This window comes from Paenibacillus glacialis (assembly GCF_001637205.1).
GTDB classification, from domain to species: Bacteria; Bacillota; Bacilli; order Paenibacillales; family Paenibacillaceae; genus Paenibacillus_AQ; species Paenibacillus_AQ glacialis.
This window is the reverse complement of the sequence record NZ_LVJH01000030.1, coordinates 1-24768: the sequence shown is the minus strand read 5'-3', so window position 1 is coordinate 24768 and position 24768 is coordinate 1. Positions and strand designations below refer to the sequence as shown.

Annotated in this window: 20 protein-coding genes and 2 riboswitches; of the genes, 6 read left to right on the top strand and 14 right to left on the bottom strand. The window is 41.3% G+C overall.

All coding sequences use genetic code 11. The features are described from left to right. Window positions 1-4: 4 nt before the first annotated feature. Both PGLA_RS17245 and PGLA_RS17240 read right to left on the bottom strand, forming a co-directional pair. Window positions 5-655 carry a DUF6483 family protein gene (locus PGLA_RS17245; RefSeq protein ID WP_068535180.1) on the bottom strand — a complete coding sequence of 217 codons (651 nt, stop codon included), beginning with the start codon at window positions 653-655 and terminating at the stop codon, window positions 5-7. 161 nt (window positions 656-816) lie between these two features. Continuing rightward, on the bottom strand, window positions 817-1611 hold the full coding sequence (locus PGLA_RS17240) for an alpha/beta fold hydrolase (RefSeq protein ID WP_068535258.1): 795 nt from the start codon (window positions 1609-1611) through the stop codon (window positions 817-819). A 180-nt stretch (window positions 1612-1791) separates the two neighbouring features. On the opposite strand from PGLA_RS17240, the gene PGLA_RS17235 reads away from it, so the two are divergent. Next, window positions 1792-2019 carry a DUF1128 domain-containing protein gene (locus PGLA_RS17235; RefSeq protein ID WP_068535177.1) on the top strand — a complete coding sequence of 76 codons (228 nt, stop codon included), beginning with the start codon at window positions 1792-1794 and terminating at the stop codon, window positions 2017-2019. 337 nt (window positions 2020-2356) lie between these two features. Then, on the top strand, window positions 2357-2764 hold the full coding sequence (locus tag PGLA_RS17230) for a YtxH domain-containing protein (RefSeq protein ID WP_068535174.1): 408 nt from the start codon (window positions 2357-2359) through the stop codon (window positions 2762-2764). Between the two features lie 128 nt (window positions 2765-2892). On the opposite strand, the gene PGLA_RS17225 is transcribed toward PGLA_RS17230, so the two are convergent. The 3 genes from PGLA_RS17225 to PGLA_RS17215 form a co-directional block, all read right to left on the bottom strand. Next, window positions 2893-3375, bottom strand: a complete 483-nt coding sequence (locus tag PGLA_RS17225) for a DUF948 domain-containing protein (RefSeq protein ID WP_068535171.1) — start codon at window positions 3373-3375, stop codon at window positions 2893-2895. Between the two features lie 333 nt (window positions 3376-3708). Beyond that, window positions 3709-4284 (bottom strand): hypothetical protein, encoded by a 576-nt coding sequence (locus PGLA_RS17220; RefSeq protein ID WP_068535168.1) that lies wholly within the window; start codon window positions 4282-4284, stop codon window positions 3709-3711. Window positions 4285-4513: 229 nt separating this feature from the next. Then, window positions 4514-5407, bottom strand: a complete 894-nt coding sequence (locus PGLA_RS17215; protein ID WP_281197403.1) for a cation diffusion facilitator family transporter — start codon at window positions 5405-5407, stop codon at window positions 4514-4516. A gap of 153 nt (window positions 5408-5560) precedes the next feature. On the opposite strand from PGLA_RS17215, the gene PGLA_RS17210 reads away from it, so the two are divergent. Further along, window positions 5561-5746 (top strand): hypothetical protein, encoded by a 186-nt coding sequence (locus PGLA_RS17210; RefSeq protein ID WP_068535164.1) that lies wholly within the window; start codon window positions 5561-5563, stop codon window positions 5744-5746. Between the two features lie 112 nt (window positions 5747-5858). Here the strand turns inward: PGLA_RS17210 and PGLA_RS17205 are convergent, their stop codons facing one another. From PGLA_RS17205 to ggt, 8 genes are all read right to left on the bottom strand, one after another. Beyond that, window positions 5859-7619, bottom strand: a complete 1761-nt coding sequence (locus tag PGLA_RS17205) for a cache domain-containing sensor histidine kinase (RefSeq protein ID WP_068535254.1) — start codon at window positions 7617-7619, stop codon at window positions 5859-5861. A gap of 15 nt (window positions 7620-7634) precedes the next feature. Next, window positions 7635-9221 (bottom strand): response regulator, encoded by a 1587-nt coding sequence (locus PGLA_RS17200; protein ID WP_068535160.1) that lies wholly within the window; start codon window positions 9219-9221, stop codon window positions 7635-7637. A gap of 208 nt (window positions 9222-9429) precedes the next feature. Beyond that, a complete protein-coding gene (locus tag PGLA_RS17195; protein WP_068535158.1) occupies window positions 9430-11100 on the bottom strand; it encodes an extracellular solute-binding protein in 1671 nt (556 codons plus the stop codon). 96 nt (window positions 11101-11196) lie between these two features. Beyond that, window positions 11197-12090: a carbohydrate ABC transporter permease gene (locus PGLA_RS17190; protein ID WP_425415401.1), complete on the bottom strand. Its 894-nt coding sequence runs from the start codon at window positions 12088-12090 to the stop codon at window positions 11197-11199. Between the two features lie 31 nt (window positions 12091-12121). Then, a complete protein-coding gene (locus PGLA_RS17185; RefSeq protein ID WP_068535152.1) occupies window positions 12122-13084 on the bottom strand; it encodes an ABC transporter permease in 963 nt (320 codons plus the stop codon). A 202-nt stretch (window positions 13085-13286) separates the two neighbouring features. Beyond that, the gene (locus PGLA_RS17180) at window positions 13287-14912 is read right to left on the bottom strand and encodes an ABC-F family ATP-binding cassette domain-containing protein (RefSeq protein WP_068535251.1); all 1626 of its coding nucleotides are present in this window, start codon (window positions 14910-14912) and stop codon (window positions 13287-13289) included. Window positions 14913-15107: 195 nt separating this feature from the next. Then, complete coding sequence (locus PGLA_RS17175; protein WP_084411200.1) at window positions 15108-17159, bottom strand: methyl-accepting chemotaxis protein; 2052 nt, start codon at window positions 17157-17159, stop codon at window positions 15108-15110. A gap of 175 nt (window positions 17160-17334) precedes the next feature. After that, window positions 17335-19053, bottom strand: a complete 1719-nt coding sequence (gene ggt / locus PGLA_RS17170) for a gamma-glutamyltransferase (protein WP_068535149.1) — start codon at window positions 19051-19053, stop codon at window positions 17335-17337. A 219-nt stretch (window positions 19054-19272) separates the two neighbouring features. Then, a riboswitch (cyclic di-GMP riboswitch) is annotated at window positions 19273-19366 on the bottom strand. 232 nt (window positions 19367-19598) lie between these two features. Between ggt and PGLA_RS17165 the strand changes: the two genes are divergently transcribed. Both PGLA_RS17165 and PGLA_RS17160 read left to right on the top strand, forming a co-directional pair. Beyond that, window positions 19599-20735, top strand: a complete 1137-nt coding sequence (locus PGLA_RS17165) for a virulence factor (protein WP_068535145.1) — start codon at window positions 19599-19601, stop codon at window positions 20733-20735. Window positions 20736-20828: 93 nt separating this feature from the next. After that, a riboswitch (Lysine riboswitch) is annotated at window positions 20829-21027 on the top strand. Between the two features lie 177 nt (window positions 21028-21204). Next, on the top strand, window positions 21205-22668 hold the full coding sequence (locus PGLA_RS17160; RefSeq protein ID WP_068535142.1) for an amino acid permease: 1464 nt from the start codon (window positions 21205-21207) through the stop codon (window positions 22666-22668). Between the two features lie 118 nt (window positions 22669-22786). Here the strand turns inward: PGLA_RS17160 and PGLA_RS17155 are convergent, their stop codons facing one another. Then, window positions 22787-23530, bottom strand: a complete 744-nt coding sequence (locus PGLA_RS17155) for an IclR family transcriptional regulator (RefSeq protein ID WP_068535139.1) — start codon at window positions 23528-23530, stop codon at window positions 22787-22789. Window positions 23531-23701: 171 nt separating this feature from the next. Between PGLA_RS17155 and PGLA_RS17150 the strand changes: the two genes are divergently transcribed. Next, on the top strand, window positions 23702-24712 hold the full coding sequence (locus PGLA_RS17150) for an alpha/beta hydrolase (protein WP_068535136.1): 1011 nt from the start codon (window positions 23702-23704) through the stop codon (window positions 24710-24712). The last annotated feature ends 56 nt before the right edge of the window (window positions 24713-24768 follow it).

The window sequence follows — 24768 nt, the reverse complement described above, 5'->3', positions numbered from 1 at the left end:
ATTATTACTGGATTCTTCGCTGCATTTCATATAACCCTTCCACAACCTCTGCCCGCGGGAGTCTTCCCTGCGTCAGTCTTTCATCCTCTTCACCCTGAAGCCGTTCGTAGAAAGCGAGCCCCTCAACTGGATCTATTCCATCTCGTTCTAAGAGACGAAACAATGCATTCTCTGCTTCAGCATAACACCCATTCTTCTCTTGATAGTGAAACAACAAGGTTTCCGTTTTTAGCGGAAGACGATAGTCTTTGAGCTGATTCAAAAGATTATCAACCTGATTCGGAAGTTGGATCAGCTCTTTATTCGCACCATGAAGTTCCGCAACCAAATAAAGATGTAATGATTTCATAAATCGGGTTAAGCCTTCATCTATTTGACCCGAATCCATATATATCTTTCCTTCTTCATTCAAAAGATACGCTGCACCCTGTAACTTATCTGATTCAACCGTCGTACCAAAACGAAACATTTCCGTGATCTCTTCTGTTGGTAACGAATTCAACAGACGTGAATTAAGGGGGAACTCCCTACTAAGTAATTCATCTATTTCCCAAAGGGCCTCAGTATGTTTTCGTTCTTTTTTCAAATCAAATACTTTGGAGATCATTTGGGTCATTTCTTCAACCATTCTGAGAATGTAATCATTACGAAACATGTATACCCTCCTTGAAATTTCACATTTTCGAGACTCTTTTCTACTTATCTTCGATTGTAAGTCATTCCCACAAGCAATGCCAGTAACACTGCTCGAGGAAGAAACCCGAAAGCGCAATGCCTTCGGGTTTCTTTGAATGATTTGATATTCATTATACAATACTAGTTAGCTTTGACCTTATCCAAAAAAGTTACAATAGTCTCAGCCAACTGATCAGGTGCTTCCAACATACTCATATGTCCTACGTCTGTAATCGTTACCTGAGTCACCTTAGGTTGGTCCACGGTAAATGTCTTCTCTGGCGAAATAATACCATCCTTCTCTCCCGCAACAAGTAATACTGGAAGAACCGTTGCCGACAGAACCTCTCGACGATCCGGACGTTCACGCATCGCCATTGCTGCTCCAGTGGCACCCTGTGGAGGCGTTTTATATCCAATTTCTTTAGCTAGATGTATCCATTCTGGATGAGTATTTATATGATCTGGCGCAAAGAGACTTGGAATCATCTTATCTACAAACGGTGTGATCCCGTTAGACTGAATACCTCTTACTGCGAGTAATCGCTTCTCCTTTGCCTCTTCACTATCAGGGAAAGCTGTAGAGTGAATGAGTCCGAATCCATTCAGTCGAGAAGCATATCGTTGAGCGAACGAAAGGGTAATATATCCCCCTAGTGAATGACCTAAGAGTGTCACTTTCGTAAGTTCCAATGCATCCAACAATTGAACAACATCATCAGCCATTTGTTCAATCGTATAGGCTCCCATTGGGGCATCCGAAAAACCGTGACCGCGAAGATCAGGTACGATACAACGATAACGCTCTGATAACAACGGCACTACTTGATCCCAATATTCCGAACTACCACAAAATCCATGCAGAAGCACTAGGGGCTCTCCCTGACCTTGATCCTTATAACAAATTGTATTTCCATCGCATATTATTTTTCCCATAATTAATCCTTCTTTCTGCGTCTCTTCATAAGTATTATTAATCAAATTATACGATCTTGAAACCATTTAATTTAAATTTCCATATTCCGAAGCCTTTAATAAGAGATAATGGTAGTGAGTGTGTGTGACATGTTACAATACAGGAAGCATATTTTATACCAAGAGAGGATGGTCCATCTAATGGATTTATCAAATAAAACGCCTGAGAACATCGAATATATGATTGAAGAGATTAAAACAAAATTAAGAATGGCAAGTGGAGCCGCTATGCAAGCTTCCGCATTTTCAGTAGAACAGTATGAGGATATTCAAGATGTATATGAGTTAGTCATGAAAAAGAGTAACCTTAGCATTTCGGAAGTTGAGTCTCTTGTATTAGAACTCGGACGATTACGCCGTCAATCGTAATGATTATATTAGAAGGAGGATGTCCCAAAACCATTACCACATGGTTTGGGACATCCTCCTTCTTTCTTTTATATTCACAATGTGTCGGTTTAGGGAAGATCCACCAGAATAAATTATGATTCCCCTTCACTACTACTTCCTTTGATATTCAAATCTTTGTACTGTACCCGCCTCTAGTAAGTGTTGGTTCCCCAAATCATGATGTGGGGATTTATTTTGGGAACAGCCATTTTCGTTTTCCTTTTAAGTCTAATCAGTCGTTTATTCAGACAAACCACCTAAATATAGGATATACTTAATATCTATTAAAAAATTATAAATTTAGGAGTGATTTAGTATGAGTCCAGAAGAAAAAAACTATCCAGTACAAAGTAATAGCACGTTCTTCAAAGGGGCGTTAATTGGTGGATTAATCGGTGCAGCAGCAGCTTTATTGTTTGCTCCCAAACCAGGTAATGAGCTACGCGGAGATCTCAGTGAGAAGTTATCTCTCGTTACTGACAAAACAAAAGAAGTTGCATGTGTTGTAGGCGATAAGGCAACCGAAATAGCTAAGACCGTCTCTACCAAATCTTCTGACGTTGCTAAAAGTATTGTTGAAGGTTCTCATAACATCATAGATACGGTAAAAATTTCTGCTTCTAATGTATCAGAAGAAATAGCTGATGCTACTCAAGAAATTAAGGATACTTCCACAGATGCAGCTAAAGATATTCAACATGAGCTGAACGCGACAAAATATTAATCCATTCGTTCGCAAAAATAGCCGGCTTATCTAAGCTGGCTATTTTTTGCGTCAACTACCACCTAAGCATCTACGCATTACCATAATGAAAGCGAAGATGTGGATTACCTCACATTTTCAAAATCTCCTTAACGGCGAAACCTCTGCCATATTCCAGCTGCGACATCAACGTACTTTATCCAACTTGTTGCTTTTGATTCCTTCGTCTCACTTACAGTTGTATAAGATTTCACTGTACGTTGTTCAGCCGTACTTGGTGGTACGTTAGAAGCAGGCGGTGTATTGTTCTTTTTCATCATTTTATCCATCACAGTACTCGAGAGTTGCTTAGCTGCATATGTAACTTCACTTAATACTTCGCCTAGATTGTGTACAGATTCTATCACGGGATCAATTTGTTTCATCTTCGATTGTAAATCAACGGTAATATCATTCGCGTGTCTAACGGTTTGTTTCACTTCATAACCCAATTCTTCAATCGTCATCTGAACTTCCTGCAAGGTCTGAGTTGTTTTCTCTAATGATTTCGTAGCTGCTCTTAGCGTATTTATAAGAAATACAACAAGTACTGCAAATGCAACAGCTATAATAACGACACTAATTTCGATCATAGTACAATCGCTCCTTTTACGTTCTTAATTTATATTATTTATTGCTCTTAGTTACTCCTTCTCCAAAAGTGCGAAACAGGAGTCCTCTAAGTAGAACTGGCTTTTTTAAATCATCCAAATCTGGATTGTTCATTTTTAAAATCCTAGGTTAAATACCGAATACAAGGATGCACCAAGACGGAACGTCACATAGAATTCTCCTAATCCTTATGAAGGAAACAGAGAAAATATCCTACATTTAACTAAATATGAAGAAGGAACGGTGTTGCAGCAGCAACCTCCATTGCGAATAGTTGTTACACTAACGATTTGGGGTTCTTTGATTGTTATGCATTATTTTAGATCAAGTAAAAATGGCGGTATAGCTAACCAATCTATCTTAAAGAAAAGCACGATGCTATCCGTTTTAAAATTAATATGATCTACTCCCACTAAATTAGGTACATATTCGTTTAAAGAGACGGTTATTGGAGCTAAGGACCATCGTGAAGATGGTATTTCAATTTGTCTAATTCTGGTCGATGTATGCTCTAGTATCAGGTCACTGCCATTAGATTTCATATGAAAGTTTAATGTTCCTCCAAAAGGAATCACGCCCCATTTGCCATTGAATTTTGCTTCCAATTCTTCTTCATGAATGCTAAACTCCACCCCTGTAACTTTTACGTTTGTATCCGTAGTTGTGAGAGCCTCTACCATTTTTTTCTTTGCAAGATGATTCATTTCTTCCCTTGTTAATTCAATTTCAGGTACTCGATTCTTCACCATGTTCCACACTTTAACTTTCATATCCACTTGTTCGTAGCTCATATCTAGTTCTTTTTCTGGTCTGATATAGACTATAACTGCAACAACCAGCGCAATTACCAATAACAACACTGTAACAATCATTCGTCTAACAATCCGCATTACTTCTCTCCTTTCAAACAAAAATAAATCTTTTACTTAATGCCTCAACTATAACAGAAAAAAGAACCTTTTATCACTAAAGGGAATACAATTCTTCCTATTCACAGTCATAGCGCTGTCGAAAATAACCAACAGGTAAACCTAAAAAAGAGTATCTTCTCAATTGGAAGACACCCTTTCTATATTTATAAATATAACTTTATGCCTGTTTGCTCATAGCGTGCTTCCCTTATTTGGGCTCTACATGAATCTGAACTTGCATGATGTTATGCTCTTTCTTCACTTGTTCTTCAATTAAGTCCGTGATCTGATGTCCTTCAGTAACACTTAAGTTAGATTGTACTTCAATCACCACATCTACAAGTATACGACTACCGTGAACCCGTGCTTTCACATCCTTGATCCCTTCTACCCCTGAAACAGAAGCTATTGTACCTCGTAAATCCGTAATTTGGTTTTGATCGAATCCATCCGTAAGACTATATGTGCATTCTTTGAAAATACCCCAGGCGGTCCTACAGATGATTATTCCCACCACAAATGCTGCTATGCTATCAAGCCAAGGTAATCCAAACTGCGCACCTACAATCCCCACCGTCGCTCCGACACTTACCATAGCATCAGAAAGATTATCTTTGGCAGCAGCCATCAAAGCATTATTATTAATTTGTTCCGCTAAGCGACGATTGTACAGGTAAACCCCAAACATCGCGATGGCGCATAGGAGAGCCACACCAGCAGACCATAAGCTCGGGGGCTCCATTTGTTCACCTTTCCAAAATGTCTTCACGCTTTCTACTATAACTTGAACACCAGCCAAAGCCATAATAAAAGAAGCTATAAGTGCTGCTACGGTCTCGGCTCTGAAATGTCCATAAGCATGATCCGAGTCCGGTGGTTTCTGTGAAATACGTAGACCAATTAATACGGCTACGGATGCAACGATATCTGTTACGTTATTTACTCCGTCAGCTAATAAAGCGCTAGAAGTAAATACATAACCACTCACTAATTTGAGCGCAGACAAAATGAGATATGCACCAATACTAACCCATGCTCCTCTTTCTCCTTTACGTATCTCTTCATAAATATCCAAGCCCTTGTACAACTCCTTCATTTGCATTTACCAACCATCTTTTCCTTATCTGAATAAACGTATTCTTTTTGAGACTAGACCAACGAAATTGTCTTCATCAGGAGCATGAGCATACTCCCCCTTGTAGAGATAATTAAAAACGATTAAAATGAATACACACGCCCAAAGGGAGGTTTTCATATGAGCGAAAATAAAGAAGTAAAAAAAGTCAGTCTGGCTGATGCCATTCGAAAAAAACTTGAGCAGAAGAAACAACAAGCTGCCTCAGGTAACGCGAATACCTTTCAAGCTGGTTCTGGCAAAACATTAAAAAGTCAGAACAACATAAAGCCGACTAACCAACGTCGTCGTACGGGTGGTTCATAAGTCTCCTTCTTTAGATAGAACACAATATGAAAAAAGATGGCTCCTGAATACTCATACTCAGAAGTCATCTTTTTCATTTACAATGTATTTACCTTCGATTTAATCTCCATTTTCAAGTCCGCTTTTTTCTATTCGGGAGCTGTGCTGGGATCACAATTTTTACCGTGGACCCAATACCCGGTCTGCTACCAATCGTTACGCCATACTCTGAACCAAAGTGAAGCTGAATCCGACTATTCACATTACGGATGCCATAACCCGTGTTCAATCCTTCAACAGGATCAAAAATTTGTTTAATTAATAGCGGAGACATCCCAATACCATCATCAATGATTTTAAATACAATATTATTCCCTTCCAGTTCTCCTACAATCCGAATATGAATCGAATCGCCAAACCATGCGTGTTCACACGCGTTCTCGATAAATGGCTGTAATATTAATTTAATGGTTTCGTATTTAATAATGTCTGGATCAATATCGAAATAGATGGATACCGCTTCCCCAAACTTGGTCGTCTGAATGTTTATATACGCTTGTGCTTGTTCCAATTCACTACGAACCGGGATCACAGTCCGTCCCTCATTTAATGATAGCCTATAAAACTTAGCTAGATCTAGAACCATACGATGTAACTTGTCGATCTCACCGAATTTGGCCAACCTACTAATCGAAGAAAGCGTGTTATACAGGAAATGAGGATTAATCTGCGCTTGGAGTGACTCTAACTCCAACTCCCTTTTCTCAAGTTGGGTCACATATACTTGTTCGATCAATTGATCAATATTGTGTCCCATTTCATTGAGAGCTAGAGCAATTTGGGAGAATTCGTCTTTGCCCTTATACCCCATGCGCTTATGCAAATCCCCTTCGCGGAACGCATTGAGCACAGATACAATTTTGGTTACCCTAATCGAAAAATACCGAGAAATAAACATCCCTGCAATAGTAAATACAATCAAACAAATGAGGCATAACAGAATTAAGAACATCCGTACTTTCGCAGAATCTCTCTCCATAATGGTCATAGGAACATAAGCTACTAATTCCCATGATGGCCCTTTCATATTTTCCTTAATAGTCAAGTACTCAGTGTCCTTAATCGTGTCATAAGCGAAATCATTAGGTAAAATTCCAGACTGATACATGACTTTTCCATGTTCATCCTTAACCACTAATATGCTACCCTCACCGATTTTACGATAATCAACCGATTGAAAGAGCTCATCTATGCTGACACTAAGTCTCATAAATCCAGTTTCTTTCAATCTCAAAGGACTTACGTTATCTACTAACCGGCGGAGTAGTGAAATACGATTGAATTCACTATCAAGCTCTACACTCTTCCATACCTTTGTACCACCATATTTCTCCTCAGGAAAATTCTTATACCAAGGTTTATCCTTGATCCGATTGAATTGATACAAATTATAGTCGCGTTCCAATAACACTGGATTTTCACTTGTATACATTTCTGGGAAACTCTCATTTTTCAAAAATAAGTACATCGCAATATTAACGCCTGTAGCATTAATGGCAATATCAAACTTTGGTAATATGATATTTACCAATCGTTCATAACTTTCCCAGCCCTCATCCTTGATGCGAAGCTGTAAGTTGAGATAATAATCCTGATACAGCATCGACGATACTCTTTCTACATCCGACATCTTGTACTCGATGTTGTCCCGAATTTGTAACAACGTTCCCTGAATGTTACTCCTAGTCTGTTGGCGAATAGAGTCTTGGTACATAGAATGAGAGAAAAAACCAATAGCAATAACAGGTATAATAACAAATACAAGATAAGTAAGCATCAATTTGTAACCGAACGGAATATACTTCGGTTTCTTCGGTTGAACTGGAGTTCTCATCTTATGCATCCCTCGTTACTCTCTTTTTCGGAAATCCATTGGTGTCATACCGTAAGCTTCTCTGAATTGCCTGCTGAAATAAGGAATATATCGGTATCCTACCAGATTTGCAACTTCATATATTTTTAAAGTCGGATCTTTAAGCAATTCGCGTGCCCGTTCCATTCTCATGCTGGTCAGTATCTCACTGAAACTTTTACCCACCTCTTCCTTGAATAAATGTCCCAGATAATTAGGAGAAAACAAAAATTGCTGGGCAATATCCTTTAGTGTAATGTTCTCCTGTATCCGTTCTCTTATAATATTCATAATCTCCCGAATTAACTTGCTATTTTTTGAGTTTTCCCTTTGACGTATCTTTTCCGAGATCTCAAAAACTTTACGTACTAACCATGAACGGATATCTCCCATCATCTCAAATTTCAATACGATATCGAGACTATGAAGCTCCATCCCCAGCATTTCGAACAAATCTTCATCCAGTGTATGTAAATATTGATCTAGCTTAAAGATGATATACATAGCTAAATTATAAATAGTAGCTCTTGAGCGTAATGTGGATACGGTTTGAAACAGATTTTCAATCTCATCATGAATACCTACTAAGTTATACTCAGACATAGCTTTGAATAAGGCATCCAAACGAATATCCAGTGTTTTGGCATCACTTAACTCTGGTGCTCGGCGGACGTCCTCATAGTTGATTAAGTCCCCTTTTCCAAAGAATATTTTACCATCCAATGCTTCTAGAGCCTGCTTATATGAAGTCGGTAATTGTGACACGTCTTGAACGGGCTCTCCCAGTCCAATTGTCACTGAAAAGGATAATCTGGAGGTCACTTCTTCAAACATTGCATAAACTCTATCATTCATCCCTTGCCCATGCATTACAACAGCAACACGTTGTCGTGACAACCTGAAACAATATCCCATTTCGTGACCAAGGATCACTTCATTTATTTCTTTCAGTAGTACTTCAAGATTTTGCCCAGTGGCAGTGGCCGATTGTGTGTCCCCATACTGCATCCATTCCAGATCATCCATTTCCAACACAGCTGTACGAAGTGGGCCTGCAAGCTTATCCAAACCATAGGACACAGCAATTTTTGCTATACCATCAGGTCGTTCCCATGTGAGCTCGCCTTGAAGCAAACGGATCAATAGATCATTTCTAGCCATCGGCTTCATATGATAATATTGCTCTTCCTCTTCTCGTCGTTTCTCCTCTGTTTCAAGATCCTGAACGATTTGCCGTAGAGATAAAATGAGTTCATCATCATCCATAGGCTTAAGTAAGTAACTACATGCCTTCATAGACAATGCTTGTTTAACATAATGAAAGTCCTGATATCCGCTTACAAAAAGGATACGTACATCTGGTTTCTTATCAATAGCGATTCTGGCCAGTTCCAAACCCGACATATTCGGCATGTTCACATCTGTAACAAGAATATCAATGGATTGCTTCTCCATTACTTCGCAAGCCGCGAACCCATTATTTACGGCTCCTACCACTACCAGACCCAACTCTGACCAGGGAATGAACTGTTTCATTCCTTCTAAATCTAGAAGCTCGTCATCTGCCAACAACACTTTATACATGAATTCATAACCCTCCTAAAAGGCTCATTCGATTCTTTAATTAAGTATAACGTCTCTAGCATCATTTGGACCAGAAGTTTCCAAATAATATATTCATAATCGTAGTATCTGTTCGAAAGTTCTGTCCTAGAAATAGAAATACTCACCTAACAAATACATCTAAATAAAAAGGAGACCCTATGGGTCCCCTCAGTACACCTTGCTTACTTTACTTACCTTCCATTATTGCCTTATTCTTATGCCATTTTTCTGCAAGTTTTACAAGTACTTTATCGAATCCAGCACTCATCGAATCATCGTGTGCTTTATCAAGCATTGCAAGCGCTTCTTCGTCTGTCTTCGCATACAATGTCTGCGCTCTTACCTTCAACCAAATATCTTTAGCACGTTGGAACGCGATGCCTTCTTCACTTTCTGGTTGTGGGTATAAATCGATGAATTCTGTCGCATCACCTTGTGTTGGCCAAGTGACTACATACTGCCAGTATGTTGACCAGTCACGTTCACTTTCAGCTAAAGTTGTTTGGAATTTACCCTTGATATCATCAACAAACACCGTATTACCTACCCACATTAATGGATCCATTTTAGCCTGATATTTTGCCAACTCTTGCGGTTCAGACTTAACTTTGTCTGTAAATATAGGAGTTACACCATCAGCGTCTAGACCCTTCCAGTAACCACCTTCAGTTCCCCACATCTGTAACGTCATACCTTCAGGACCGGTCCAATAATCAAGGAAAGCAAAGACTGCTTCTGGATCTTTAGCGCTTGTCGTAATGACAGCGGAGTTCCATCCAAGTTTATTATAGGTACCTGGATAAATCTTGCTTGGATCTAAACCATCCTTGTGAATTGGTTTAACCATAAAGTAACCTGCCTCAGGATCACTCTTCACGAGTTCAGCATGGCCCTGACTTGAATATAGAGTAGCGTTAGTAGCAGCATATACTGCTACTTTTCCGTTGTTGAGTTTCTCTTGGACTTGATCACGTGTTTGCGTCATCGCGTCCTGCGTCATCAGCTTCTCACGGAACAACTTCGAAGCGTAAACAACGGATTCTCTGAACCCTGGGTCTTTATAAATTGAAGTCATCTTATCGCCATCTGGTACCGCATAGAATCTTGTGAAGCTAAGATTGCTTTCTTTGAAAGCTGAGAACAACTGGTCGATACCATGACCTTCTGATGCTAGATCAGTCTCAAAAGGAATAACTTTTGGATATTTTTCCTTAACCAAGTTCAAATAAGTGTATAGATCATCCGTCGTTTCCAATTTCGGTTTGCCCAACTCGTTGTAAATTTTCTTATTTACAACCCAACCAGCGTTACCATTAGGACGATTCGTATACCAGTTAGGGAACGTATATAGCTTACCATCTGGTGAACGTAGCATATTAAGTGCCATTGGATCCAACCATTTCTTCAAGTTAGGATATTTGTCGATATAATCATCCAAAGGCACAAGCAAACCAGCCTCACGTAAACGTTCTACATCGGTACCACGTTCGCCCCAAATGATATCTGGAAGGTCGCCAGATGCTATCATTGTATTAAGCTTCTGAACATTATTCCCCCCGTTTGGAACTTCAGTAACGGTAACCTTCTTGTTATCTTGAACCCATTTTGTTACTTCGTCTGATCCCCACTTAGGAGTCGCTGCGTACCATGGATAATTACCAAACAACGTAATGTCTAGTTGTTCTTTACCCAATTCATACTTCTGAGATTCCTCAGCCTTTGTCTCTACCTTGTTACCATCTTTTGCTGGTTCCTTCGTTGGTTCAGCGTTTCCGCTATTACTTGAACATCCAACAACTAAAGATAGAGCCATCACGGTTGATAAAGCGCTGCCAACCAACTTTGTTTTTTTCTTCATCCCCTTGTTTTCCCCTTTCAATCTCTTTATTTATGTTTAAAGCACTAGGCTCCAAACTAAAGTTTGAAAAATCCTCGTTCCATTCTCACAGTACTACTACTCTTTCAAAGAACCTACGAGTACCCCTTTTACAAAATACTTCTGAACGAAAGGGTATACACAAACAATCGGCAGTGTTGCTACCATCATTGTCGCCATAGATAAAGATTTACTTGTAATCGTCTTTGCAGACTGCATACGTGCTAAAGATGCTGCATCTAGACTAGAGGATTGCTCTGATACGATATTAGAAGCTAGTATTTGCTTCAAGATGGTCTGAATTGGCATCAAATCATCTTTCGAAAGGTAGATACTAGCAAGGAACCATTCGTTCCAGTGCGATATAGCTGTAAACAACCCTAATGTAGCTATGACAGGACCCGATAGCGGTAATACGATCCGAAATAAGGTCCCCCAGTTTCCGCATCCATCCATCTTTGCTGACTCTTCCAATCCAGAAGGTAATGCCTGAAAGAATGTACGAAATATAATCATGTTCCATACGCCAATTAGCGAAGGAATAATGAATATCCAGAATGAGTTCATCAAGCCAAGATTGCGCATCAACAGGAACGTCGGAATGAGACCTCCAGAGAAGTACATCGTGATGATACACAGGACCATATAGTATTTACGGCCTACCAATTCTTTCTTCGACATACCGTAAGAGAAAATAGCTGTCGCCAATATTGCAGTTACAGTACCAACAACCGTACGTAACACAGATACATAAAACCCATTCATTAAACGTTCATCCTTGAAGACGAGGCTATAGTTCTCCAACGTGAACTTCCGAGGCCAAATTGTGACCCCTCCATTAGAAGTATCTGACCCCACATTGAATGAGACCGCAAGCGCATTCAGAAACGGATAAAGCGTTGAAACAGCTAAGATAGTTAGAATTGCATAGATGGATATTATCATAATGCGATCGCCTTTAGTGTCGCGCATCAGTTATGTACCTCCTTTACTTGTGTCATAATTACCATAGACTGTTACCTGACTTCTTCGCCACAAAGTTAGCGATTGTGAGTAATCCTACACTAATAACAGCTTTGAATAGACCCACGGCAGTAGCGTAGGAATATCGGTAATTGTTTACCCCGACTCGTATGACATAAGTATCGATGACATCTGATACATCCCTAAGCGCGGGATTCGGTGCGAGAACGAGAATATCTTCAAATCCAGCACTCAACAAGTTCCCGATTGCTAGAATCATGAAGATTGAAACAACTGGCATAATTGATGGAAGCGTTATCAGGTATATCTGTTTAAACCGACTGGCTCCGTCTATCGAAGCCGCCTCATACGAGCTAGGATCAACTCCGGCGATGGCTGCCAAATAAACAATGGATCCAAATCCGATTTCCTTCCAAATATTTGTTGATACCAGAATCGTTTTGAAATATTCGGGTACCGATAGAAAGTTAATCGGTTCATTAATCAAATTCAACTTTTGTAGTAGCATATTAATACTACCATTGTCTGTCGCGAGCATCGAACCAACAAGTCCGCCGATAATAACCCATGACATAAAGTGAGGCAAGTAAGTAACTGTCTGTACAATTCGTTTAAATCTCATTCTACGAACTTCATTAAGCATTAAAGCTAGAATGATCGGTGCCGGAAATCCGATACAGAATTTCAACAAACTGATAACGATTGTATTCTTCATAACTAAGGCAAAATCTGGTGAATTAAAGAAATAAGCAAAATGCTTAAATCCAACCCATGGACTACTAGTGAAACTATTGCCTACTTTATAATCCTGAAATGCAATCATAATCCCATACATAGGAACATAACTGAAGAGAATAATAAGCGCAAGTGCCGGTAGTACCATTAATTGTAAATCAATTTGTTTCATGAACGTTGTAAATCTGCTTGTAGGCCGCTTTAGCGGTGGCTTTGATTCCACCGTTTTCACGGAAAGCTGTGCCATGTCGTGTCCCCCTCTGCTTTATCCGACTGCATTAAGTTTACGAAAAAACGCTTTCTTTTACTATCTGACAGATCAACTAAATGTGATACTTATCAACTCACTTATAATTAATACAAAAAAGTGACCCGTAAGGTGGTCACTTTTTTCAAAGTGTACAACTTACGGGTCACCATTCACATGCTAAAGACTTACTACTTTCAGACTATTTTTCTACAGGGTACATTTGTTCCCGAAGCGCTTTAACCTCTTCGTTCTCCAAATATTCATCGTAACTCATTGAGCGATCGATTATTCCGTTCGGAGTAATCTCGATGATCCGATTCGCAATCGTCTGAATGAACTGATGGTCATGGGATGTGAAAAGAATCGTCCCGTCAAAATCAGTAAGTCCGTTATTAAGTGCTGTAATGGATTCCAAATCCAAGTGATTCGTTGGTTCATCGAACACGAGTACATTGGCACCATTAAGCATCATCTTCGCTAACATACAACGAACCTTTTCTCCACCAGAAAGCACGCTTGCTTTCTTCAACGCTTCTTCTCCGGCAAACAGCATGCGTCCAAGGAAACCACGTAGGAACGTTTCATCTTGGTCTTGGGAATACTGACGAAGCCAATCCACCAAATTCATGTCCACGCCATCGAAATAACGGGAGTTGTCTTTAGGAAAATAGGCTTGAGTTGTCGTGATCCCCCATGTGTATTCACCAGCATCAGCGGTTTGCTCGCCCATCACAACATCAAAGAATGTGGATTTAGGCAGACTGTTTGGTCCGACAAAAGCAATCTTATCCCCTTTATTGACTACGAAGCCTACACCGTCAAGCACGACTTCATCGTTAACCGTTTTGTTCAAACCTTCAACAGTAAGAAGTTGCTTACCTGCCTCACGTTCCGGCTTGAAATGTAAGAACGGGTATTTACGGCTAGACGGACGAATATCATCCAATGTAATTTTCTCTAGCTGTTTCTTACGAGAAGTTGCTTGTTTGGACTTAGATGCATTCGCGGAGAAACGTTGAATGAACGCTTGTAGTTCTTTCATCTTCTCTTCTTTCTTCTTGTTAGAATCCCGTGACAAGCGTAAAGCAAGCTGACTGGATTCATACCAGAAGTCGTAGTTACCTACGTACATCTGAATTTTACCGAAGTCGATATCCGCAATTTGCGTACATACTTTGTTCAAGAAGTGACGGTCATGGGATACGACAATAACAGTACCTTCATAATCCATCAAGAAATTCTCCAACCAGCCAATAGATTCAAGATCCAAATGGTTGGTAGGCTCATCGAGAAGAAGGTTATTAGGACGACCAAATAACGCTTGGGACAACAATACACGTACCTTCTCATTACCACTGAGCTCTGTCATCTTCTTATCGTGAAGTTCACGAGGAATACCAAGACCGATCAAGAGTGCTGCAGCATCTGGCTCAGCATCCCAACCATTCAATTCTGCAAATTCGCCTTCCAGTTCACCAGCACGAAGTCCGTCTTGTTCTGTGAAGTCTGTCTTAGCATAGAGCGAATCTTTCTCTTTCATAATCTCATATAGGCGAATATGACCCATAATAACAACCTCAAGAACTGGGAATTCGTCATATTCATAATGGTTCTGTTTAAGAACCGCCATGCGTTCTCCCGGAGTCATATGAACATCACCTGAGTTCGCTTCAATCTCTCCAGAAAGAATCTTTAGAAAAGTTGATTTACCTGCACCGTTCGCTCCAATAAGACCGTAACAATTGCCTGGTGTGAATTTTATGTTTACATCCTCAAAAAGTGCGCGTTTTCCATAACGGAGTGTCACGCCGCTTGTACTGATCATGAAATAATCCATTCCTTTCAAATTAAACTTCCCCCATCATACCATAAATGGAGCACCTTTTCGAAGTGTAATCATGGAATTACAGTTAATTCCGCTTTCTTGCCTCCGGATTTATCATTACTACAACAAAAGCAGCTCATCCTCTAACAAGGAATGAGCTGTTTTTGTTGTTACCCGATCACTTTTTTTCCTTAATTATACTTTGAATTGCCGTAAATATATTTGTAGATCTTCTGCCATCTTGGCCAACGACTGTGCCGAAGAGCTGACTTGCTCCATCGCAGCCAACTGTTCTTCGGTCGCCGCAGACACATCTTGCGTCCCCTCAGCCGATTTCTCCGCCACATTCGTAATAAAGTTCACTTGCTCGACAGCGTAATCGGTGCTCTTATTCATTTGCATCGAGTAAGCCGTAACCTCTTGAATTTGAGTTGTCACTTGCAGTACCGATTGCATAATTTCATTAAAAGATGCGCCCGCTTGGTTAACAACATCGATACCTACGGCTACTTCGCGTGTGCCTTGCTCCATAGATTCGATGGCTACTGTCGTTTCACTTTGAATCGCTTCAATTAGCTCCGTAATTTGCTTGGTTGACTCTCCCGATTGCTCAGACAGTTTCCGCACTTCACCGGCTACTACAGCAAATCCTCGTCCATGTTCGCCTGCTCGAGCCGCTTCGATCGCTGCATTAAGAGCGAGTAAGTTCGTTTGCCCCGCAATATCAGACATTACCTTAACGATATTATCAATTGCAGCAGATCGTTGGCCTAGCCGCTTTATCGTATCGTTAATGGAGTTTACCGTAACGTGAATAGATTCCATCTGATTCATAACCACTTGAATGGCCTGATTGCCGATATCGGCACTTTCGGATGCTGTCAAAGCAGAGTTTGCTACACTTTGCGCGTTAGTCGCAATTTGCTGTACACCCTCTGCTACCTCCCGAATTGAGTGTACGCTCTCTTCAACGTTTTTCAGTTGCTTCTCCGTTCCGTCAGCCACATCTTGAATCGCCATCGCAATATGCTCGGTAGCCTTACTCGTATGCTCTGCGTTGGCAGACAACTCCTCTGCGGACGTAGCCACGTCTTGGGCCGTTCGATTCACTTGCAGAATGAAGCCACGCAGAGTCGTAATCATCGTATTGACGGCCCCTGTCAGCTTGCCAACTTCATCATGCGTTTTCACTTGCAACGCTTCTTGGCTTAGATCGCCCTTCGATACACGTTCAGCTGCGTATGCTACCGCGACAATTGGCCGCGTAATTTGTTGTGCTATAACGATCGCAATAAAGATAACCGCTAAGCTTACAAGCAGAACAATTATCGTCACATTCGTTTTGATGGAGGAAACTGCTGCTGTAATCGAGTCTTCCGGAATGTGCAAGTACAGGCTATAACCCGTCGTTGGCACAGGCGCGTATGCAACTGAATAATTTTTCCCTGCTTCATTATATACATAGGAAGTCGATTCCGCTTTGACTCCAGCTAAGATATCAGCTAAACCATTTGTCAACTTTGCTTCTTTGACTGTCTTGCCGATCAGCTCTTTATTCGGATGAAGCTGAATTTTCCCTTGATTGTCCACGACAATCGGATAACCAACACCGTTATCAATGTACAAATCTTTTAAAATGTCGGACGTAAATCCTTCAAAGTTTACGAGTCCAGTCAGAACACCCTTGACACGATCGTCAGCCTGTTTAACTGGAGCGGCCATAATAATGGAGCGTTGGCCCGTCGTCTTTGCTAGAATAACATCCGTGTACGTTACTTTTCCTTCCAGTCCATTTTTGAAAAATGGACGGCTCCCCAAGTCAATACCTACGCTTTTTTCAAATGTATCAGCTTTCACAAGGCCGTCCGCACCAATAAAGGTGTTGCCGTCGTACTTGTCTGTTGTCTTTGTTAACGACTGTATATACTTCATTTTTTGTGTGTTATCGTCTGAACGAATATCTGACGTTGTTGCCAGCAGCTGTATTTCAGACATGCGTTCCCGTAAGAACATATCCATCGTGTTAGCTTTACTCTGTACGAGAGAAACGTAGGAATCATTTTGTTTCTCAATCAATTTAGTCGAAACCGTGTAGTAGACGTACAAGGATGTTGAAATTAAAGGAATAAACGAAACGACCAAAAACCAAGCGATTAGCTTATTTTTTAACTTGCCTGTAAAGAGATTACGTATCAGTATCAGACCCTTAGCCTTGGAAGCCGAACTTTGTTCGACAGATTCTTTCATTTATTATTCCTCCACCTTATCCATTGAAATCTCTAATTAAGCTGTACGGCATGTGTTGTCGGAGGGTGTATGGGTGTCATGATGTCTCATATGCGTATATTTTAGAGGAGACAACTAGGGAGGTCCGGAAATTTCCGAACGTTATCCCCGTTGTCGATTTCATTATTTTATAGGATTAATACCCAATAGACGCGCCTTCACCACGAGGGTCAGCGCCACCGAATTTCACGTTAGTTTTCGGTTCGATAACAATCATACCGGATTGACCCACTTGGTCCGTGTAATTGTCAATCTTCTTCACTGGATGACCACGACGGACAAGCTCATCCATAACGGATTGCGGGATACGTCCTTCCATCTTCAAATCATTAGCAGAATCTCCCCAGTTACGGCCATGCAGCCATCTTGGCGCTTCAATAGCATCCTGCACACTGAAGCCAAAATCTACGAAGCGTGTTACAAGTGCTGCTTGTGTTTGAGGTTGTCCCTCCCCACCTTGTGTACCGTATAGCATATACGGCTTGCCGTCTTTCAACAGCATCGCAGGGTTCAGTGTATGGAACGTGCGCTTCTTGGGCTCCAAGTGGTTGATGTTGCTCTTATCCAAGGAGAAAAAGCTTCCGCGGTTCTGTAACAGAACCCCTGTATCTTTTGCCACAACACCTGCGCCCCAGTCAAAGTAATGGCTTTGAATGACGGATACGGCATTGCCGTCTTTATCTACGATACCTAACCATACAGTATCACCTTTAGGATCAAGTGGTTTAACTGCTTCCGCGGCTTTTTTCATGTCGATGCGCTCAGCCATTTGTTTACCGTGCTCTTTGGATAACAATTGGTCAACTGGAATTTTAACAAACTCCGGATCAGTTAACCATTTATCGCGATCCGCAAATGCTTGCTTCGTCGCTTCAACCATAACATGATAGTAGTCAGCTGAGCCTTCGCCCATGCTCTTCAGATCAAAGTTGTTTAAAATGTTTAAAATAGATAATGATGCCATACCTTGGGAGTTAGGCGGTACATTGTATGCTTTGTATCCACGGTAATCCACGGAAATAGGGCTCACCCAATCCGCTTTGTGGTTAGCAAAGTCATTGTACGTCAAGGAACCTCCGTTAGCTTGAATATCAGCTGCGATCTTCTTCCCGATATTGCCTTTGTAGAATGCGTCTGTACCTTTATCTGCAATTGTCTTCAGCGTGTTCGCCAAATCTTTTTGCACAAGTATTTCGCCTGCTTTGTATGGTTCACCGTTAGGCTTCAAGAACGTCTTGCGGAACGTTTCAAAACGCTGCAAGTTTTTCAATTCTTTATCCTTTGTGTCGATGGCGCTTTTCGTCCATGACTCTTGATTCGGTGTCACCGGATAACCTTTCTCAGCGTACTGAATGGCACGCTCAAGCACGTTGTCCAGATCCATGGAATTACCCATCGATTTTTTCGCGTATTTGTAAGCTTCTCCCCAACCAGACACTGTTCCTGGAACTGTGTTTGCCGCCAAGTAGCCGCGGGAAGGGATTACATCAAAACCCTTTTGTTTGTAGAAATCAATCGTCGTCTTCTCACCTGAGCGACCACTCGCATTTAATGCTTTTACTTCTTTTGTCTTTGCGTTATAAATAAGCCAGAATGCGTCTCCACCTAAACCTGTATAGTGGGGATAAACAACCGCGAGCGCTGCTTGCGCCGCGATTGCCGCGTCTACAGCGTTACCGCCATCTTCAAGCACTTCCAATGCTGCCGCAGATGCCAGATAATGCGGAGTTGTAACGATTCCGTTTGGTGCCATTGTTGTGGGGCGACCCGCCGCACCTGCAGTGGCCGATAAAGTCGAGAAGCATAACATTGTCGTCAGCAACAGGGTTGTACACTTTTTCAAATTAATTCTCATGTTTCTCCTCCTAAATAATATATATTCTTGATGGCTATGTAATGTATTAGAACCTAACCCTTAAACATTTTACCTCCTTTAAAGGTAACAATTACCACTGTGAAAGCAAGATAAAGATGACATTGCAGAGAGTACTTCCCTTGTTAGAAGAAAATTTCTCTACAGGATGAGGTAAAACTCTCATCCACCAATGTCATCTTATTTATTAGCGTTGCGATGACAGGTAACTGGCTGGCATAACCTGCATAGACACAAGCGGTAGCCCCTATAGCTTTGCGACCTATTCTTTCGAAATAGTGTGCTCTTTTCTGTAATTGTATTTGTTCACGAACATTTACTCATTAAGATCGATTATATCCCATCCATCAAATTCCAGCAAGGGTCGACAAAATTCGAGTAATCTCCCAAAACAATTTGTTTCTAGCGATTGTCCTTAAAACATCCCTTTATAACCATTTATTGAATTACGGTCACTCAGAAATCTTATTTTTGGTTTTCTTATTAAATGAGGTAAAATAACGTAGAAGAGGAGGTTGATTATCATTATGAAGATCACATTTATTGAACCAACACCAAGTCCCAATACGATGAAGCTCCACTTGGATGAAACTATAGAGACTGGGTTACGAAAAACATATACGTTAGATAATGAACGTTCTGCACCGGTATGGATACGAGAAATGCTCCATATTTCTGGTGTCAAAAGCGTATTCCACACCACAGATTTTGCAGCTCTCGAACGTAAAGGTAACGCAGATTGGTCCACCATCTTGGGCGAAGTACAGGAGCGCCTCGGACAGGATGACATGACAACGACATGGCTAGAAGTTGATACCCAGTCAGGCGAACATTACGGTGAAGCTGAAGTTCTGGTGCAGTACTTCCGCAGTATCCCCATGCAAATTCGTGTGAAGGCTGCTGGTCGAGAAGAACGTATTGCTTTATCTGAACGGTTCACTCAGGCGGTAACCGCTGTTGCCATAGCAACCATGATTAAGGAACGTAAGCTTTCTGATTATGGTGTCCGTTATGGTGAATTAGAGGAGATTGCACGTGAAGTAGAGCAAGAACTTGAAGCAGCCTATCCTCCTGAACGTCTCGAGAAAGTCATTCAGCAGGCCATTGCACATGGCGCTAGTGACGAAGAGTTCATGGAGAAACGTACCGAACTCAGCGATCAAGAGCTTGAAGAAGCGCTTCAGAATAACGATTGGAGAATTCGTTATGCCGCATTTGACGGTATGAATCCTTCAACAGAACGAATCCGTTTCATTAGAACTGCACTTCAAGATCCAAAAATGCAAATCCGTCGTCTTGCTATCATCTACCTTGGAGATTTGAAATCACCAGAAGCAATGGAACTGTTATACGTTGCACTGCAAGATAAATCTGCTGCTGTACGACGTACAGCTGGTGACACGTTATCCGACATCGGTGATGCCCATGCAACGAAGGCGATGACTGAAACGTTGAAAGACAGCAGTAAACTTGTTCGTTGGCGGGCTGCTCGCTTCCTTTATGAAGTCGGTACAGAAGATGCACGCCAAGCTCTTGAGGAAGCGGCTGAAGATCCTGAATTCGAAGTCAGCTTACAAGCCAAAATGGCTCTTGAACGGATCGAGTCTGGTGAAGAAGCCGCCGGAACGATATGGCAGCAGATGGCTAAGCGTACCCGCTCGTAATTCAATATTTATCCATTTGATCCTAACATAACAATTGATTATACTTAGACATTGTTCAGTATAATCAATTAAAGATATCCTCATCCTACTAAAAGATGAGGTAGAGGTCGCGAACCGCGATGAGTAGACCGTGAAGAGGCGTAAGAAGCCGCCGTATCATTCACGATCGAAAGGCGCCTTTCGCCGAAGTATATAGGCTGCTTCAAGCCAAGTATGCTGGGTCTGTTTTCCGAATAGGGGCAGAACTGTCATAGTTTCCTTCAATAGGACGCTATGTTGGGCTATCTTTTCATGGAAGTTGGGTGCGGATCATATAAATAGAAGACATTATGTGCTCTCTGTATAAGAGCATGCATTTGTTATGATATCTATTGATAAGACCGCCGGAATCCATTCCAGCGGTCTTTTTTGCTATCTTCCTTCCCTTCCATGACAAGGCATTTAATTTGTAGAGGGAGTGTAATGATTAATGAAGAATCACAAGGAGACTGAAGGTTCACTGAAGCCCAGTCTCAAAGCACGACATATGACTATGATTGCTTTAGGTGGATCTATAGGAACAGGACTTTTTCTTGCTAGTGGAAGTGCTATTTCCTCTTCTGGTCCCGGTGGAGCCTTGCTAGCTTATGCTGCGGTAGGGTTGATGGTATACTTCCTGATGAATAGCCTTGGTGAATTGGCTACCTATCTTCCCGACTCAGGTTCATTCAGCACGTATGCTTCAAGATTTGTTAGTCCTGCCTTTGGTTTTGCTGTGGGCTGGAATTTCTGGTATAACTGGGCGATCACCATTGCCGCAGAACTCGCTGCAGCCACTGTCATCATCAAATTTTGGTTCCCAGACAGCCCTTCTGCTCTATGGAGTCTCTTGTTTCTACTTATTATGTTCGGATTGAATTTCTTATCTACTAAAAGCTTTGGGGAATCAGAGTTTTGGTTCGCTATCATTAAGATTATTACAGTCATTGTCTTTCTTACCCTCGGCGTTCTGATGATCTTCGGAATTATCGGTGGTGAATCCGTTGGATTGAAGAATTTCAATCTTGGAGGCTCCTCATTCCACGGTGGATTCTTTGCCTTTGTTGGGGTATTTATGGCTGCAGGTTTCTCATTTCAGGGTACAGAACTCATTGGTGTTGCCGCCGGTGAAAGCGAGAACCCTCGCAAGAATGTGCCCCGTGCTATTCGACAAGTTTTTTGGCGTATTCTTATTTTCTATGTTTGCTCTATTTTTGTTATTGGCATGCTTATCCCTTATACAGATCCTAGTCTACTCAACAGTGATCTCAATAACATTGGAGTCAGTCCATTCACACTATTATTCGAGAAGGCTGGACTTGCTTTTGCCGCAGCGGTCATGAACGCCGTTATCCTGAGTTCAGTCCTCTCTGCAGGCAACTCAGGTATGTATGCAGCAACACGTGTCTTGTATTCCATGGCCAAGAATGGACTAGCACCGAAATTTTTAGGTAAGCTGAATCGACGTAGCATTCCAGTTAATGCTCTGATCCTCACAACTTCCGTTGGAATGCTTGCATTCCTTGCCTCCTTCTTCGGAGATGGTGTTGTCTACATCTGGTTACTGAATGCATCTGGCATGTGCGGATTTATCAACTGGTTAGCTATATCCGTCTGTCACTATCGTTTCCGACGTGCATTTCTAGCTCAAGGGCATTCTCTTAAGGAACTCCCTTTTATAGCACGTTGGTTCCCAGCTGGTCCGATCTTCGCTTTCATCCTATGTCTAATCGCCATATTCGGACAGAACCTCGGAGCATTTACCGGTGATTCTATTGATTGGTATGGCATTGTCGTATCCTATATCAGCATTCCACTCTTTTTGATGATCTGGTTCGGTTATCGATGGGTGAAGAAGACCAAAGTCATCCCACTGGAGCAATGTGACTTAAGTACTATAGATCATCGAGGATAACGGATTGTCCTTCTTGTATATTCTGCATGTACTGATTATAAGTTTTGAGCATAAAATAAGGATCAGCCCAACACTAGAAATAGCTAGTGTTGGCTGATCCTTACTTTTTGTCTTTTAGCTACTGAATCATTAATCCCATATCATGTGCTGCTTCCATTAGATAAGGTGCATACTCATAAAGGGTATCAATAGAAAGTCGATTAACTGGCCCCGATACCGACAGTGCAGCCGTCACCACGCCATGACAATTCGCAATAGGGACCGATATCGCCGCAGCTCCTGGCTCCCTTTCCTCAAAGCTCATCGCATATCCACATTCCCGAATTTCATATAACTGTTCCATGTAGCTTACACGATCAATCCATGAAGGCCATTCAGGATCATTCAACAACGCCTCTTGCTCTTCAGTCGATGCAAAAGCCACAAGGACTTTACTTGATGCACCTACATACAACGGGAGTCTTGCACCAACCTGAGCTACACGCCTAATGGCTTGATTACTCTGCACCGCCTGAATACGAAGTCTTTCTTTACCTTCACGTAAGTAAAGGCTAACGGTTTCGCCTAAGTGGTCTCGTACTCTCTCCATTGCTGGCAGCAATAATATAGCTGGGTCATCACTTCGTGACAAATGCGTGGATAGTTCCCATATCTTCATTCCGAGACGATACTTTTCTGTTGCAGCATCCCGAATAACAAACCCTCTCTCTTCGAGCGTAGACAATAGACGATGTACCGTGCTCTTATGAAGCCCAATCTGCACTGCTATTTCTGTCAGTCCGAGATCATCATTTCTTGTGAAACACAGTAATATGTCAAGCGCCCGTTCTACAGAACGGACCGTTAATTTGCGATCTTCCAAGATGAATCGCCCCTCTTTGTTGTTTCATCACGTGAAACATGGTTACATAATTATATGAAATAACGTGAGTAAAGTCTACATATTACAATTAGCTAACAATTGTCCCAACTTCATTGACTTTCATTAATATGGGGCATACGATTAATAAGACCTATAAGGAGGGGCTTTTTTATGAACATATTAACTAGGACTAATGCCCCAGGATCTCGTTCAATCCAAAAGTTAGCCGAACCGACCACAACTCGATTCATTCGTGTTAAACATATCATTGTTGCACTTATTCTATCGATTATCTTTTTCCTATTGTTTTGTTTCGTTGCTCTACATGCTTACATTGCCTGGGTATTATCCAATCCCACGGTTGCACCTGTCTATTCCAATCCCTTAGCTGCCAAATCTATGGCGTATGAGAATGTTACTTTCCCTGCACTCGATAATAGCCGTGTGATGCATGGTTGGTATATTCCTGCTGAAGGGTCCAAAAGAACCATTGTGTTCAGTCACGGCTATGGGGCTAATCGTGAGGAGTCATGGGTTCCTATGTATGATCTTGCTCATTATGCACACAGCCTTAATTATAATGTGCTTATGTTCGACTATGGATTTGCAGCTGAGTACAATAAAGATGTCGCAACGGGTGGCAAAATTGAAACACAGCAATTACTAGGAGCTATTAAACTTGCTAAAGAACGTGATGCAGGACAGATTATCGTATGGGGCTTCTCAATGGGAGCTGGCACGGCACTTCAAGCAGGTCTGCAAACAGAAGATGTAGATGCTATGATTCTTGATAGTACCTTTCTACTAGAACCAGATACGTTATATCACAATATTAAGAACCAAATCGCTCTGCCTCGCCATCCATCTTTGGAAATATTAGAATTACTGTTTCCGGTATTGAATGGAACAAGCCTCAATCAAATTCCATATCAACAAGTAAAAAGTGAGGATTATCCTTTTCCCATCTTCTTCATACACGGAACTCTAGATGAGAAAGCACCCTTTGGCATTGCCGAAAAGCTAGCTTCCAACCAAAGTAATCCACTCTCGACCGTCTGGATTGTCGATGATAGTCATCATGAACTCATCTTTCGAGAACATTCTCGAGATTACTTGCGTCGTGTTTCATCATTCCTCGGAAAAGTTAAGACTACCCTTAATACCTCCATTCAAGAGGAATAATTGAGCATTAAGTCAAATATATACTTTCTTATATTTGATGGATTGTAATATGAAGT